The sequence below is a fragment of the Pseudomonas glycinis genome (genome assembly GCF_054871425.1).
In genome coordinates, this window is record NZ_JBTYHF010000005.1 from 318,438 (window position 1) to 335,497 (window position 17,060).

Genomic DNA, 17,060 nt, shown 5'->3' on the forward strand with positions numbered 1-17,060 from the left:
GCACCCGGTTTTGACTGAGATGATGACTGTGGTTAGGGGATTTATCCCCGTTCGGCTGCGCAGCAGTCGTAAAACCGGTACACGCGATCTGCCTGGAGAAATCGATTCTCAAGGTTTGGGTCTGCTGCGCAGCCCAACGGGGATAAATCCCCTCGCCACTGAGGTTCCCATTGCCACAGGGGATCGCATTGCCACAGAGGATCTCATTGCCACGGTCGATTGCGGGGAGGATGGGCGATGAGTGCATTGCCTTACGCCTGGGCCAAGGCGCAGCGCATTCTTTTGCGCGATGGCGTGCTGACGGTGTGCCCGTCAACGCCCGGCTGGTCGATCAGCGAAGTGCGTCGGCAGTTCGGTGCGACGCGGATCGAGCGGGTGCGTGATGACGAGCTCGACGGTTTGCTCGCCAGCGCTTACGCCGACACCGGCAGTGCGGCGGCGGTGGTGGGGGCTGCGGAAAACGAGGTCGATCTCGATCGGCTGATGCAGGACATGCCGGAGATCACCGACCTGCTCGACACCCAGGACGGCGCGCCGGTGATTCGCATGATCAACGCTTTGCTCACCCAGGCCGCGCGCGATGAGGCCAGCGACATTCACATCGAGCCGTTCGAAACCCATTCGGTGGTGCGCTACCGCGTCGACGGCACCCTGCGGGATGTGGTCTCGCCGCGCAAGGCGTTGCACGGTGCGCTGGTGTCGCGGATCAAGATCATGGCCCAGCTCGACATCGCTGAAAAACGCTTGCCGCAGGACGGTCGCATCGCTTTGCGCGTAGCGGGGCGGCCGATCGATATTCGCGTTTCAACGGTGCCCACCGGCCATGGCGAACGCGTGGTGATGCGCCTGCTCGACAAACAGGCCGGGCGCTTGCATCTGGAAACCTTGGGCATGGATGCGCAGGTGTTGGCCAAACTCGACCATTTGATTCGCCAGCCCCACGGCATCGTCCTGGTCACCGGGCCGACCGGCAGCGGCAAAACCACCAGCCTCTACGCGGCGCTGGCGCGGCTGGATGCCAGCACCAGCAACATCCTTACCGTGGAAGATCCGGTGGAATACGACCTGCCGGGGATCAGCCAGATTCAGGTCAACGCCAAGATCGACATGACCTTTGCCCTCGCGCTGCGGGCGATTCTGCGGCAGGACCCGGACATCATCATGATCGGCGAGATCCGCGATCTCGAGACCGCACAAATCGCTGTGCAGGCCTCGCTCACCGGGCACTTGGTGCTGGCGACGCTGCACACCAACGACGCGGTGTCGGCGGTCAATCGCCTGATCGACATGGGCGTTGAGCCGTTCTTGCTCGCGTCATCCATGCTCGGCGTCCTCGCGCAACGTCTGGTGCGGCGCCTGTGCAATCAGTGCAAACAGGAAGATCCGGCCACGCCCGGCACCTGGCGTCCGGTCGGCTGCGCAGCATGCAATCACACCGGTTACAGCGGCCGCACCGGCATTCACGAATTGTTCTGCATCGACGACGACATCCGCACGCTGATCCACCAAGGGGCAGGGGAGCAGGCCTTGCGCGCGGCGGCGTCGAAAGCGGGGATGTTCAGCCTGCGTGAGGACGGTGAGCGCTGGATTCGCAGCGGTGCCACCGCGCCGGAAGAAATCCTTCGCGTGACACGGGACGCCTGATGAATCGCTATCGCTTTGAAGCGGCGGATGTCACCGGGAAAATCGAGTCCGGGCACCTTGAGGCGGACAGCCAGAGCGCGGCGTTCAGTGCCTTGCGCGGACGTGGATTGACGGCGCTGTCGGTGCACGAGGAAAGCAACGTCGCCCGACACGGTGGCGGCGGTTTGTTCAGCGCCAGACTCTCCGACAACGACCTCGCCTGGGCCACGCGGCAACTGGCGAGCCTGCTCGGTGCCAGCCTGCCATTGGAAGCCGCGTTGAGCGCGACGGTCGAGCAGGCCGAGAAAAAGCACATCGCCCAGACCCTCAGCGCCGTGCGCGCCGATGTGCGCAGCGGCATGCGTCTGGCGGAATCGCTGGCGTCGCGGCCACGGGATTTTCCCGAGATTTACCGCGCGCTGATTGCCGCTGGCGAAGAGTCCGGCGATCTCGCCCAGGTGATGGAACGGTTGGCCGATTACATCGAGGAACGCAACAACCTGCGCGGCAAAATTCTTACCGCGTTCATCTATCCGGGCGTGGTCGGGTTGGTGTCGATCGGCATTGTGATTTTCCTGCTCAGCTACGTGGTGCCGCAGGTGGTCAGCGCGTTCTCTCAAGCGCGGCAGGATTTGCCGGGGTTGACCCTGGCGATGCTCACCGCCAGTGATTTCATTCGCACGTGGGGTTGGTTGTGTGCGGCTGTGATGGCCGGGGCGTTCTGGAGTTGGCGTCTGTATTTGCGCAATCCGGCGGCGCGGTTGAGCTGGCATCACCGGATGCTGAAGTTGCCGCTGTTCGGGCGTTTCATTCTCGGCCTGAACACCGCGCGCTTCGCGTCCACGCTGGCGATCCTCGGCGGTGCCGGCGTGCCGTTGTTGCGTGCATTGGAAGCGGCGCGGCAGACTCTGTCCAACGACCGCTTGAGCCTGAGCGTCAGCGAGGCCACGGCGAAGGTGCGCGAAGGCGTCAACCTCGCCGCCGCGCTGCGCGTGGAGAATGTGTTCCCGCCGGTGCTGATTCACCTGATCGCCAGCGGCGAGAAAACCGGCTCGCTGCCGCCGATGCTCGAGCGTGCGGCACAGACGCTTTCCCGGGACATTGAACGACGGGCGATGGGCATGACCGCCTTGCTCGAGCCGCTGATGATTGTGGTGATGGGCGGGGTGGTGCTGGTGATTGTGATGGCGGTGTTGTTGCCGATTATTGAGATCAACCAGTTGGTGCAGTAGCCGCTTTTGATGTTGGCCGGGCTGGCCTCTTCGCGAGCAGGCTCGCTCCCACAGAGGAACGCATTTCAACTGTGGGAGCGAGCCTGCTCGCGAAGCGCCAGTCCCGACAACACAAAACTCAAATATTTTGCACGGGCCTGACCCTCACCCGAGTCCTGATCCCATCATCCTCGGGTTCTCCATTCTGTCATCTGCAACCACCCGCCAACGGCTCCAGCCCGATTCAGCCAAACCCCCGATCCAGACGCGCCGCAACCCACCGCAAACACCCGAGAAATCCGCGCAAAAATCCCCGCGCAGCTCCCGAGGTTTTTTCCTTTATCTGTCACCGGAAGCTGCGAATTTCTCCCTGCGGCTCCACTGCGGTGGACCCTCCCGGTGTCATGCAAGCCTTCCGAAACCTGTGTTCCAAACCAAGTTGAAAAGGAGATTCTTCATGTTCAAGCGCACTCTGATCGCCGCCTCACTGACCGTCGCCGCTCTGGCTTCCGCCCAGGCCATGGCCGTAACCGGTGGTGGCGCCTCGCTGCCTGCCGCGCTGTACAAAGGTTCTGCCAACAGCATCCTGCCCGCCAACTTCAGCTACGCCGTGACCGGTAGCGGCATTGGCAAAAGCGCTTTCCTGACCAACAACGCTGCCCAATTCAGCACCACCGGCACCGTGCACTTCGCCGCTAGCGACTCGATCCTCAGCGCTTCGGAACTCAGCACCTACACCACCAACTTCGGTGCTTCGTACGGCCCGCTGATCCAGCTGCCATCGGTGGCCACTTCGGTTGCCATTCCGTACAAAAAATCCGGTCAGACCGCGCTTAACCTGACCAGCGCTCAGTTGTGCGACGCGTTGTCGGGCACCAAGACTACCTGGGGCGCGCTGTTGGGTACCGCCGACACCACCGCAATCCGCGTGGTTTATCGCAGCACTTCGAGCGGCACTACCGAAATCCTCAGCCGTCACCTGAACTCGATCTGCCCGACCAAATTCGCCGTCAACTCCACCTTCACCAACGCTCGTCTGCCGGCCGGTTCCGCGCTGCCATCGACTTGGGTCGGCGTAGCCAACACCGCTGATGTGGCCACTGCGGTGAACGCCGTGGACGGTTCGATCGGCTATGTGGGTCCGGACGGCGTGAACGCCACCAGCAACGCTGTGGTTGCCCGCGTCAATGGCGTCCAGCCAACCAACGCTAACGTGACGCTGGCGCTGAGCACTGCACCGGTGCCAAGCGCACCTGCCAACCCGGCCGGCTGGGCCCCGGTCGTGCCTAACCCGGCAAGCGGTTACCCGATTGTGGCTTACACCAACTTCATCTTCGGCCAGTGCTACAAAGATGCAGCCGTGGCCACCGCCGTGCGCAACTTCCTGACCACCCACTACAGCAACCCGGGCAACAACGTCGCCACCGTCGCCCACAGCTTCACGCCGGTTCCCAACAACTGGAAAACCGCTGTGACCGCCAACTTCATCACCAACACCTCGGGCAATAACCTGGACATCAACAACGCCAACGCCTGCAACGGCATTGGTCGTCCTTTGTAAGCCTTGTCTCAACTGCAATGAAACGGCAGCAGCCTTCGGGCTGCTGTCTTTTTTTGCCGATTTACTCCTCGAACATGAAGTTTGTGTGACATCCGTTCGGTCGTGAGGCTCGCCAACTGCCTATGTCGTAACAGCAGGGCTGATCCGACCTGCCACCCAAAAGGACCTGTAGTGATGCTTGCTCGCACCTCCCGTCACAGTAACCGTATCCGGCCGATCAAACGTGGCGCGGGCGATCCCGCACAGTGGCTGCTCAAGCCATTGGCGCAAGCCGTCGCCTTGTGTCTGGTGGCGGGCAGTGCCGAGGCGGCGACAGCGTTCAGTTCCACCTGGTTTGCCGCGAAGGGCGCAGCGCAGCAGGCTTCGGCGTCGCGTCCGGGTGGGAGCGGTCTGCCGGGGATGACCCCACCGCTGGCACAGCAGCAACGGGCCAGCCAGCAGTTGCAGCGCTCTTTGCAGACACTCAATAACACCGTGGCAGCGATTGCCGCTCAGCAGGCCGCACAAGCCGCTGGACGTGCCGCCGCATTGGGCAGTGTGCAAGTGGTTCCGGACGGATTGGGCGAGGGCGGCCTGAAGGTCGATAACAGCCTGAGCCAGGGCTGGATGAACGCCAAAGGCCCGCAACAGACCCAGGCCGACGGCAAGACCACGGTGAAGATCGAGCAGACCGCCGACAAGGCGATTCTCAATTGGGAAACGTTCAACGTCGGCCGCAATACCACAGTGGAATTTGCCCAGCAGGCCAACTGGGCGGTGCTCAATCGCGTCAACGATCCGAGCGCACGGGCCAGCCAGATTCAGGGGCAGATCAACGCGGACGGCACGGTGATGCTGATCAACCGCAACGGCATCGTCTTCAGCGGTGGCAGCCAGGTCAATGTGCGAAATCTGGTAGCGGCAGCCGCGAACATGACCGATGCACAATTTCGCGATCGGGGTTTGTATTTCGACGGCACCGGCAGTCAGCCAACCTTTACCGATGCTGCTGGCAAAGTCCTGGTGGAGCGTGGCGCAGCCATACAAACGCACCAACCTGCGCTCTCCACCGACGCCGGCGGCTATACCTTGCTGCTTGGCCAGGACGTGCAGAACGACGGCTCGATCAGTACGGCCAAAGGTCAGACGGTGCTGGGTGCGGGGGACCGTTTCTATATCCGCAAGGGCTCGGGCACCGACGGCAATGGTTATTCAACCACTTTCGGCAGTGAGGTCATTCCCGGTTTCAAGGCTGACAGCTCGGGCAAAGTCAGCAACACCGGCCTGATCCAGGCATCCACCGGCGACATCACCCTGACCGGCCGCGACGTTGTGCAAAACGGTGTGCTGCTGGCGAGCACTTCGGTGGCGACGCGCGGCACCGTGCATCTGCTCAATCCGGCCAGCGATGCCCAAGGCCGTGTGACCCTGGGCGAAAATGGCGTCAGTGCGATTCTGCTCGACAGCAGTGATCTCACGGCCCTGGACAGCCAGCGCGAGGCCGCGCTGACCGGCGTCGATGCCAACAACCGGATCCGCAGCGATCAGTCACGCATCGACATCGGCAGCGGCGGCACCGTCGAATTCAAAAGCGGCTCGATCACCCTTGCCACCGGTGGGCAGGTGGCGGTTGCCGCCGGGCGACGCAGTCTGTTGCGCGAGGGGGCGGTGATCGACGTGTCCGGCGCCCTCGGCGTCAAAGTGGCGATGGCAAACAACAACATCAAGATCAACGTCCAGGGCAACGAGCAGCGTGATGCGCCGGTCAATCGCGAGAACGGCGCGCTCAGCAGTAACGACATCTGGGTCGATGTCCGTGAGCTGGTATTCGTGCCGGCGGGCACCAACGGTTACGCCACCGACCGCTGGTACACCGCCGGTGGGTTGTTGGAGGTCGGCGGATACCTCGGCACTCAGGGCCATGGCGTTGGTGAATGGATGGCGCAGGGCGGTGAGGTGCGGTTTTCCGGCAAGGACGTGATCAGCGAAAAAGGTTCGCTGATCAATGTGTCCGGCGGCACGCTTGATGTGCAGGGCGGCGAGATTCGCCAGAGCTGGCTGCGCGGTGCGGACGGGCGGTTATACGAAGTGTCGCGTGCGCCGGGCGATATTCTCTACAACGGTCTTTACAACGGTTACGAAAGTCACAGCGAGCGCTGGGGCCAGACGGATTATTTCTATAGCCCGCTGATCGCGCCGACGCGTCGTCAGGAAGCGGGTTACACCGTTGGTCGGGATGCCGGCCAGTTGGTGATCGCCACGGGCAACGCCGTGCTGGAAGGCCAGCTGTTGGGTGAGGTGTTTCAGGGCGAACGGCAAATCCAGGCACCGCGGGCAGGTCTGGACGGCTATGCCCAGACTCAGACCGCCCGGGCGCGGCGAGGGCAGTTGGTGGTTGGCAGTTACGATGCTGCTTATGTCGCTGCCAGTGCCGGCCTGCTCTATCAACTCGCCCCGTTGCTCGATCAGGTGCAAGTGGGGGGCGCGCATGCCAGCGTAGCGAACGCAGGGCTGACCGATGCGGTCGCGGCAGAACGCGCAGGCAAACTGTTTCTCGATGCCGGGCTGCTCAATGGTTTCGCGCTGGGCGCGCTGAAGATTGCGGCGAAAAACACGATTGAAGTCAATGAAGGCGTGACGGTGGATCACGGTGGCAACATCACCCTGTTCAGCCCTGACGTGCAGGTCAATGCCGATCTGATTGCGCAAGGCGGCAGCCTGCAATTGGGCAACGTTTTGAACCAGCTCGCCACCGATCGGCGTGATGACACCAGTCTCCAGGTTTCAGCAGGCAAGCAAGCGCGAGTGACGGTTGCGCAGGGTGTGCAGCTGCAGACGCGCGGTCTGTGGCGCAACCTGTCGAGTAACCCGGACGACGCGGGCGGCCTTGCGTACCTCAATGGCGGGACAGTGTCGATCCGCAATACCGGCGACATTCTGCTGGCCAGTGGCAGTCTGGTCGATGTTTCGTCGGGCGGTGCGGTATTGGCCAACGGCAAGACGCGTGGCGGCAAGGGTGGCGACGTGACGCTTGAATCCAGCGCCAACAGTGCGCCAGGCCTGTCGCGCATGGTGCTCGATGGCGAGGTGCAGGGCTATGGCGTGAACGGCGGCGGCACCTTGACCGTGCAGGCCAGCAAGGTGCGGATCGGCGCTTCCGGCGAAGTGGCCGAAGAACAGACCTTGCGCCTGACGCCGGAGCTGTTCCGCACGGGGTTCAGCGCCTACAACATCATCGGTCTGAAGGGGCTGGAGGTCGCCGCGCAAAGCGCGATCGATGTGCAGATGCCGGTCTATCGATTTGGCGAATCCGCCTCGACCATTGCGTCCGGTATGTCGCCGCGCGCTGCGCTGGAGCTATGGACGCCCGCGTTATTCCAGGAAGACCCGCTCAAGGGCGTCTTGACGCAAAGGGCCGGCGCTTCTGTCGCATTGCAGGCCGGCGCGACGCTTGCTGGCTTGATTGATCCCGCCAGCAGTCCGTTGTCGATTGGCGAAGGCTCACGGATCAGTGTCGATCCCGGCCAGCGCATCGGTTTGCGCGGGGCAGGCCAGATCACGCTTGATGGTGAACTCAACGCCTGGGGCGGTATTGTCGATATCCGTCAACAGCAGTTCGGCGCGATTGATGTGGCGACGTCCTTGCAAGAGGCCGATCCGACCCCGCACAACCGTTCGATCTGGATCGGTGAACATGCCTTGATCGATGTCGCCGGTCGGGCAGCGACCGCTGTCGATGCGCTGGGCCGCGTCTACGGCCAGGTTGGCAAGGGTGGCTCGATCATTGTCGGTGGCGAGATTGATGTGAAGAAAGTCACGGCGACCGCTGCCGATGCTTTCGTCATCATCCGCAACGGTGCGCGACTGGAAGCGTCCGGTGCGCAAGCCGTGCTCGATAGCGGTGGGCAAGGCCCCGCTCGTGTGGCCACCGATGGCGGACGGATCACCCTGAGTTCCTACAATGGTCTGTTCATCGAGGGCAGTCTGCAGGCCAATGCTGGCGGTGCGGGTGCGGCGGGCGGGCGTCTGGAGATCGCTCTGGATACACCGGCGTACGGTTCCGCGAACTTGAGCAATGCGGTGCGCGTGCCACGTGAACTGATCATTGCCCAAGGGCCTGCGCCGGCACTGCCGCAGCCGCTGCGAGCGGGAGAGGCTTCGCCACTTTTACGCTACGGGCGTACACGCTTCAGTGCCGATCAGCTTATGAGCGGTGGCTTCGACAGCGTGAGTCTGCTGAGCAACGGTCTGATGACGTTCGACGGCGATGTCGACCTGCACATGGGACAGGGCCTGAGCCTGTTCGCCGGTTCCCTTTCATTGGCCGAGTCGGCGAGTGACAGCGCCAGGGTCAACCTCAGCGCACCTTACCTGCGCCTGTCAGGGCTGGGCACCTATTTCAGCTCGGAAGTCAAAGTGCGTCCGCGGGTGATGAGCAATCCGACAGCGCAGTTGTCCGGCGCGCAATTCACCGCCAGCGCGAACCTGCTGGACGTGGGCAACTCGCTTTCATTCGGCACCGAAGGGACTCTCGTGCAATCGGCCGCACCGGCGCTGGCGGTCAGCCGCCGTGGCTTTGGTCTGGTCACGCTCGACAGCCAGGGCGACTTGCGCTTCCTCGCGCCAACCGATGAACAGCAGCGCAGCCGTCTGTGGACTGCGGGTGACATGCACATGCGGGCTGCGCAGATCTACCCGGCCAGCGGCGTCTCGGCTGAGGTGCGAGTGGGCTATCAAAGTATGGCCGGATCGGTGCCGGAGCATACGTTGCGTATCGGCAATCACGGGGCGGCGCCGACCGCTTTGCCTTACTCGGTGTTCGGCAGCCTGACACTCAGTGCGGGACAGATCGAGCAGGGCGGCGTCATTCGTGCGCCTTTGGGGCTGATATCCCTGGGTGATGACGTCATTGTCAAAACCCGTGAACTTCACCTTCTGCCGGGTAGCGTGACTTCAGTCAGCGCCGCCGGACTGGTCATGCCCTATGGAGGAACCACCGACGGTATCGACTATCGGTACAACGGTAAGTCGGTGATGTTGAATGGCATTGCCGGAGCGACCTCCGGGGTCATCCTTGATGCGCAATACACCAATGTGCAGGCCGGGGCGGTGATCGACCTTTCGGGCGGCGGCGATTTGCGCGGTGCCGGTTTTGTCTCCGGACGAGGTGGCTCCACCGACGCGCGTTTCAATCCGCTGGTACGCAATGCCACCGATGGCACCTTCAGTTTGCCGGGGCTGGCCAGCAACCCCGTGTATGCAATCGTGGCCGGTGACCAGAGCCGCTATGCGCCGATGCTGGCTGAGGCCGGCGCGGTCGACCCGCGTATCGGCCAGCAGATCACCCTCGGGATCGGCGTTGCCGGACTGGCACCCGGCACCTACACCTTGTTGCCATCGACCTTTGCCTTGTTACCGGGCGCCTTCCGGGTCGAAATCAATGGTCAAGCGATTGCGGGGCCGATGGACAGTGCGTTGAAGTTGCGCAATGGCTCGTGGACCACGGCCGGACAGCTGTCGATTGCCAACACCGATATCCGCGACAGTTTGCCCAGCCAGGTCATCGTGACGTCTGCCGATGTGCTGCGGCGCTATTCACAGTACAACGAAACCGGGTTCAGCCAATTTGTGCTCAATGATGCTGCCCGCCGCGGTCTGCCGCGCGCCCGCACACCGCTGGACGGCAACACGCTGCACCTGCGCATGGTCAGTGGCGGCGAGCACGACTCAGCCCTGGATTTCAACGGGCAGGTGCTGTTCAAACCTGCCAGCGGCGGGGTCATTGGTACGGCGGTCGTTCAGGGCGGTTATACCGGCGCAGAGTTTGAAATTCTCGGTGCCGGGCATACGCGAACGCCAGGGTTCGGCGGTGTATCGCTGTACGCCGACACCCTCAACAGCTTGAATGCCGGACGTTTGACCATCGGTGGCACCCCAACCGTGTATTACGGTTCGGAGGGCGGCTCGATCAAGGTGATCGGCAATACCTCGGCGATTCGTCTGCGCGAGGGCGCGATCCTCTCGGCGCCAGAGGTTGTGCTGAGCAGTAACAGCGCCAATGGCGGCATCACCATCGATGCGGGAGCGGGCGTCAATACCTTGGGGCGAGGTAACGTTCCGTATGATGCCGCAGCCGGTTTCGTCTACGAACCGGGGCGCTCCAGCCTGCTGGTGGTGTCCAACGGCTGGACGCCGGTGCTTGCGCCCACCGATGGCGGGGGCGGGAGCATTCGTATCGGCAACTGTCCGACGGCCGATTGCACCGCTGCGGCGTTGCTGTACTCCAACGGCAGCATCATCGCCGCCACTGACAAAGACTTCGAACTGGGCGAAAGCGTGCGCTTTGGCACTCGCCAACTCGGGCTTTCGGTCGGTGTGGTCAATGCCGGCAGTCCGCAAGCACTGGCCGCAGCCAGCGGCCGCACACCCGCGGGCCTGACGCTTAACCAGAACGTGCTGGATCGCCTGTTGCAGGGCGACACGCAATCTGGCGCCCCCGCCCTGCAAACCCTGAGTCTGGTGGCCCGCGATGCGTTCAACTTTTTCGGCAGCGTGACCCTCGACACCATTGATCCGCAGACCGGCGAGAGCCGTTTGCAGAATCTGGTGTTGGGTAGCCCGGCCATCTACGGCTCGGGCGCTGCCACCGATGTCGCGACGATCCGCACCCGCAATCTGATCTGGAACGGGGCGACTCAGGCCCCGGGTACGGTGGTCAAGGACGGCGCCGGCAACGGGCACGGCACGCTGGATATTCAGGCGCAGCGGATCGAATTGGGTTATGGCCCGAACCCGCAGCCCAATGGCCTGGATCGCAATAACCGACTGGCCCTGGGGTTTGCCAACGTCAACTTCAACGCCAGCGAGCGCATCACCGCCAACCACAAGGGCAGTCTGGCGGTGTACGAATCCCAAGGAGCTTATGACGCGGTCAAGGGGTTCAGCTACAGCGGCGGCAATCTCAATCTGCGCACGCCATTGCTGACCGGCGAGGCCGCCTCGGTCAGTGAACTCAAGGCGGGCAACAACCTGACTCTGAGTGGTAGCGCCACAACGGCTGCCGCGGATGCCCTCGGTGCGCAACTGAGCCTGACGGCACGCAGTGTTGTGCTCGACAGTCGCATCGTCCTCGCCAGCGGCAAGCTGCTGGTCAATGCCGAGGATGATCTGCTGCTTGGCAGCGGCGCGCAGGTGGACATGGCGGGCCGGGTTCTGCCGTTCAATGACGTGCAGAAATACAGCTGGGGCGGCGACGTGTCGTTGCAGAGCAACAACGGCAATATTCGTCAGTTGGCGGGCTCGCGAATCGATCTGTCCGCCGTCAACAATCAGGCCGGGCAATTGAACGTTGTGGCCCTGGCCACTGACGCTGGACAGGTTGATCTGCAAGGGCAGATTGTCGGCAGCAGCAGTGGCTATTACGACGCGGGCGGTACGTGGGTGCCGTACAAGGCCGGTGGCGTGGACATTCGCGCCCAGCGCCTGGCGGGTGATTTGAGCGAGGCCTTTGCCAGCCTTAACCTGCGCTTGAATGCCGGCGGGGTAGTGGGCAGTCGAAGCTTCCAGTTCAAGCAAGGCAGTCTGCGTATCGGTAACGAACTCAAAGCGGGCCAAGTCAATGTCTCGGTGGACAACGGCAACCTGACCGTGGACGGGGTGATCGATGCCAGTGGTGAACGGGTCGGCAGCATTCGCCTTGCCGGCAAAAACGGTTTGAACCTGACGGGCAACGCGCTGCTCGATGCCCATGGCCGCGTACTGCGCGTCGACAGCTACGGCAAAATCATCGACGCACCGAACCGCGCCATGGTTGAACTCAATTCAGGTGACGGCGTGCTGACGCTGGCCGCTGGTGCACGGATTGACCTGCGTCACGGCACCGATGCAGTGCCTGGAAACCAGGCGGGGCAACGCGATGACGTGTTGCGTGGGACGCTGGAGCTGAATGCACCGCGCCTGGGCGGCGGTGACATTGCGGTGGATGCCAGCGGTACGTTGAGTATTCAAGGTGCCCGCTCCATCGGGCTGAATGCCGTGCGAAGTTACAGTGATGCTGCCGATGGCACCGATCCGGCGGCCAGCGGTCGCCCGTATCAAGTGATCGATCAAGCCTACCTGGATCGCATTCACTCAGACAGCAGCGGCTTTATCGATGCGGCGCTGGGTAACAGTGATCTGCTACAACGCAAACTGGCCGGCCTCAACAATGCGACCTATGCCGATGCGTTTCATCTGCGCCCGGGGGTGGAAATCGTCAGCAAAACCGCTGACGGCGATCTGGTGGTGCAGGGCGATCTCGACTTGTCCGGCTACCGTTACGCCAGCCTCAACCCGCACACTCGACGGACCTCGGTGTATGGCAGCGGGGAAGCGGGCAGCCTGTTGATCCGTGCCGGTGGCAACCTCGATATCTACGGCAGCATCAACGACGGTTTCGCACCGCCGCCGGAAACCGTGGACGACGCTGGCTGGAAACTGTTGCCGGGGATACAGCCTTTCGGCGGTGACCTGATCGTACCGGGCAGTGGTGTCAGCCTTGCCGAAGGGACGCTCTTTCCGGTTGGCGCCACCTTGAATTACGACCTGCCGATTCAAGCCGCCACACTGGCTGCGGGCACGGTGTTGCCGGTTCAGAGCACTTTGGCCGCACCTTACGTGTTACAGGGTGGAACAGTGCTGGCCGGCGATGTGCATGATGCGGCGGGTAACCTGATGTATGCCGCCGGTACGTTGCTCGACAACGCTGTGACCCTGCCGACCGGCAGTCGTTTGGGTGCGGGTATTCGCTTGAACAACGCCACCGCACTGCAGGCCCTGCTCTGGCCCAAAGGCGTGCCGCTGCCGGGTGCGGTTGATGCCGACAATAAAACGGTGGGTGTTGTGTTGAACGGAACGTTGGCGCTGTTGCGGGGTTCGCTGATCCCCTCCATGACCAACGTGAAGCTCGCCGATGGCACGGTATTGCTCGACCTGCGTCCTGCCAATGGAAACCAGCAAGGTCGAAACTGGGCGATCGCCAGCATGCTGCCGGCGGGCAGTGCGTCGTGGTCGATGCGCATAGTGGCAGGGGCCGATCTGACCGCGGCCGACAGCCGTAGCGTGAAACCTCAGGCCAGCGTTGGCAACTTGCAGATGGCCGACACTCACTATGGTGTGAGCATGATCGAGGTCGCCGGCAAACTGGTCTGGGCGGTGGATAACGAGTATGGCTTTACACCGTACGAACCGGTTCCCGAGGAATACCTTGTGCTCTGTGATATCGCTCCCGGTTCTTGCGCACCCATGGCGCGCAGTGTGTGGGCGCCTGGCAACTGGATGGGCATGCCGGATTACACACCGATGAACGATGACGAATTGTTTTGGTGCTCCATCGACCCGGCACTGTGTATTGAAAACAATCCGAGCAAGAGCGCCCAGGCCCACACGCAGATGTTCAGCGTTTTGCGTACTGGCACCGGCGACCTGGATTTGATGGCGGCCGGTAACCTCAGCATGGCCTCACCTTTCGGCGTCTACACCGCCGGCACCCAATCGGCAGACGTCGATGCGCGTTATAACCAGCCCCGCGGAAGGCTGTCGGCTGATGGCTCGGTATTGGGCAGCGCTGGCAGCGATTACGAAAAATGGGTCGATGGCGGCAGTGCCAGCCTCTATCAGGCCTGGTATCCGCAGATGGGCGGTAACCTGACGATCAATGCCGGCGGGTCTGTGTCGGGTGACGTGCTTGGCCGTCGCTCGGTCGCTACGGGCGACGGTACGCGGGAGCAGGTGCCGAGTGTGGCGGTGGGCAATTGGCTCTGGCGCCAGGGCACCGGCAACAACGATGTACCGACTGCCTGGTGGATCAATTTCGGCAGCTACGCTGCGCAGCCATTGCCAGCGCTGGGCGAGGAAACCAGACCTTATCTGGTGGGCTTTACCGGGTTCGGTACGCTGGGCGGCGGCAACATCAGTCTGAGCGCCGGCGGGGATGCTGGCATGCTCAAGGCCATGGGCGACGACAGGTATGCGTCGTACCCTCGCAGTCAGGGGTTGATCGTGGCTGTCGGCAGTACGGGCCGCGTGGACAGTGACGGGAACCTGCAACTGACCGGTGGCGGAGACCTGGATATTCGTCTGAGCGGTGTCCTTAATCCGTCTCTGCAGGCACGTGCCGGCCTGGCCGGTACCGGCACGCCGACACACGACTTGCAGGGCGCGCTCATCAACCTGCGCGGTGCGGCGCAACTGACGGGCGCCGCGTTGGGCGGTATCAATCTGCAGTACGGCGCCTCGGCGCTGTTTCATGACCCACGGGAAACGCGCGCCTTCGACCCGTTCAACTCGACGGCCAGTAATGCCAGTGGTGGGCTGGTGCTGATTCCCGGTGACTCCGGCATGCGCCTCAACACCCGCGGCGATCTGGTGTTGGGTGGCGCCGCCGATCCGGGCCGCGTGAGGTTGCAGAACTCCACACCGTTTACCACGGCGGATGGCATTTACCATGCCGGTGGCGGTTTGAGTGGTTTCTCGCTGTGGACCGATCACACGGCCATCGATTTGTTCTCGGCCGGCGGCAACCTGACGCCCAGCACCCAGTTGATGGAAACCACCGGGCAGGACCCCGTCGCCGGGCTTAACGGGTCACCGACCGATGACCGCTTCGTCTTTCCTTCGATATTGCGTGCCGTGGCCGGGCAGGGCTCGATTTATGCGGGACCATCAGCGGCCTACGGCATAGGCAACCCGGCGCCGGCTCTGGCCTGGTCATTGCTGTTGGCACCTTCCAGCGCGGGGCAGCTTGAACTGATCGCTGGGGATTCGATCTATGCCGGCGGCTACGCCATCAACCAGTCAGGGGCCAGCCCGGCGGCGCTCGCCACACCGTTTGCACCCGCGTTCAATGGCTACGGCAACAACCAGTCCGCTCGGCCGATCACGACCAACGCCGGCAGCGATGGTGTGCTGGCGCAAACCAATTCGCGCTATCCACTGTTTGCCTTTGGTCCCGATAGCTACTCGGGGTTGAGCAATGTTCAGGGGCCGGCGCGCTTCTATGCACTGACCGGTGACCTGGTAGGAATTCGCACGGGCGAAACGCTGGCGTTCGCGACCACGAAGCGCACCTGGTATGAATCGGCAGGCCCGGTGTGGATGGTGGCGGGGCGTGACATCGTGGCGTCCGGTACCAATTTGGGGCAACCCACGTTTGCGCCCGTTGGGGGCATGAGTCGCAATAACGAACAGATCGCGTCTACCGGCAATCTGTTCGTGCATAACGATGCGCGCGACATTTCGCGGATTTCGGCCGGGCGAGACATTCTCTACAGCAGCTTCGACATTGCCGGCCCGGGTGTTCTGGACGTCAATGCCGGGCGCAATATCCTGATGGAAGATCGCGCCAGCATCACCAGCCTCGGCCCTGTCGTGGCAGGTGATCAGCGCCCCGGTGCGAGCATCGTGATGCAAGCGGGTGCGGGCGCGCAGGGGCCGGATTACTCACGGTTCATTACGCGTTATCTGAACCCGCAAAACGTAGCGGATTCAGCGGTGGCCCTCAGCGCGCAGCCGGGCAAAGTGGTCAAGACCTACGTCGAAGAACTGCAGAGCTGGCTGAGCCTGGGTTATGGCTTCAAGGGTAGCGACGAACAGGCGCAAGCGTTCTTCGCCGCACTGCCGAGTACCGAACAGGCGATCTTCGCCCGCCAGGTGTACTTCGCCGAATTGCGTGCCGGTGGCCTGGAATACACCGATGCCGACGGCCCGCGCACTGGCAGTTACCTGCGCGGTCGCAACGCCATTGCGGCACTGTTCCCGACCACTGATGTCGCCGGCAATCCGATCCGTTACGACGGCGATATCACGATGTACGGTGGCGCCGGGGTCAAGACGCTGTTTGGCGGCGATATCCAGATGCTCACACCGGGCGGTGGCCAGGTGTTCGGCATCGAAGGCGCGGCGCCGCCGTCGACGGCGGGGATCATCACTCAGGGTTCGGGCGACATTCAGCTGTATTCGCAAGGCAGCATTCTGCTCGGCCAGAGCCGGATCATGACCACCTTCGGCGGCTCGATTCTCGGCTGGTCCGCCGAGGGCGATATCAACGCCGGTCGCGGCTCGAAAACCACCGTGGTCTACACGCCGCCAAAACGTGTCTACGACACTTGGGGCAACGTCACGCTGTCGCCGTCGGTGCCGAGTACCGGCGCCGGTATCGCCACGCTCAACCCGATCGCCGAAGTGGCACCGGGCAACATCGACCTGATCGCGCCACTGGGCACCATCGATGCCGGCGAGGCGGGGATTCGCGTGTCAGGCAACGTCAACATCGCCGCGCTGACGGTGGTCAACGCCGCGAACATTTCGGTGCAGGGCAAGGCAACCGGCGTGCCGGTGGTGTCAGCGGTGAATACCGGCGCGATCACCTCGGCCAGTTCGGCGGCATCCTCCGCTACGCAAGCGGCGGAAGACGTCGCCCGGCAGCAACAGGCAGCGGCGCGGCAGAACCAGGCCTCGGTGTTCACCGTGCAGGTGCTCAGTTTCGGCAATGAGCAACTGGCACCGTCGCGCGATGGTGCCAGTCGCACGCCGGCGACCGGTTACAACCCGGACAGCCCGGTGCAGGTGCTCGGCGCCGGGGCATTGGATGAACAGGCGAAGCAGCAGCTGACCGAGGAGGAGCGTGGGCAGCTGACGTTGTAAAGGAC

At 63.0% G+C, this 17,060-nt stretch carries 4 protein-coding genes; all 4 read left to right on the forward strand.

Features of this window, described 5'->3' with window-relative positions; all coding sequences use genetic code 11:
* Positions 1-237 precede the first annotated feature (237 nt).
* The 4 genes from gspE (at position 238) to ACYSTU_RS14560 (ending at position 17,055) form a co-directional block, all read left to right on the forward strand.
* Positions 238-1,644: a type II secretion system ATPase GspE gene (gene gspE / locus ACYSTU_RS14545; RefSeq protein ID WP_498999552.1), complete on the forward strand. Its 1,407-nt coding sequence runs from the start codon at positions 238-240 to the stop codon at positions 1,642-1,644.
* On the forward strand, positions 1,644-2,855 hold the full coding sequence (gspF, locus tag ACYSTU_RS14550) for a type II secretion system inner membrane protein GspF (protein ID WP_498999555.1): 1,212 nt from the start codon (positions 1,644-1,646) through the stop codon (positions 2,853-2,855). The genes gspE and gspF overlap by 1 nt, the downstream gene beginning before the upstream one ends.
* Positions 2,856-3,291: 436 nt before the next feature.
* A complete protein-coding gene (locus tag ACYSTU_RS14555; protein ID WP_110645440.1) occupies positions 3,292-4,395 on the forward strand; it encodes a substrate-binding domain-containing protein in 1,104 nt (367 codons plus the stop codon).
* Between the two features lie 174 nt (positions 4,396-4,569).
* Positions 4,570-17,055 carry a filamentous hemagglutinin family protein gene (locus ACYSTU_RS14560; protein ID WP_498999558.1) on the forward strand — a complete coding sequence of 4,162 codons (12,486 nt, stop codon included), beginning with the start codon at positions 4,570-4,572 and terminating at the stop codon, positions 17,053-17,055.
* Positions 17,056-17,060 lie beyond the last annotated feature (5 nt).

Bases quoted from the DNA above. Each gene is read 5' to 3' on its own strand.
- gspE (WP_498999552.1), top strand. From the start codon at position 238: ATGAGTGCATTGCCTTACGCCTGGGCCAAGGCGCAGCGCATTCTTTTG.
- gspF (WP_498999555.1), top strand. From the start codon at position 1,644: ATGAATCGCTATCGCTTTGAAGCGGCGGATGTCACCGGGAAAATCGAG.
- ACYSTU_RS14560 (WP_498999558.1), top strand. From the start codon at position 4,570: ATGCTTGCTCGCACCTCCCGTCACAGTAACCGTATCCGGCCGATCAAA.
- ACYSTU_RS14555 (WP_110645440.1), top strand. From the start codon at position 3,292: ATGTTCAAGCGCACTCTGATCGCCGCCTCACTGACCGTCGCCGCTCTG.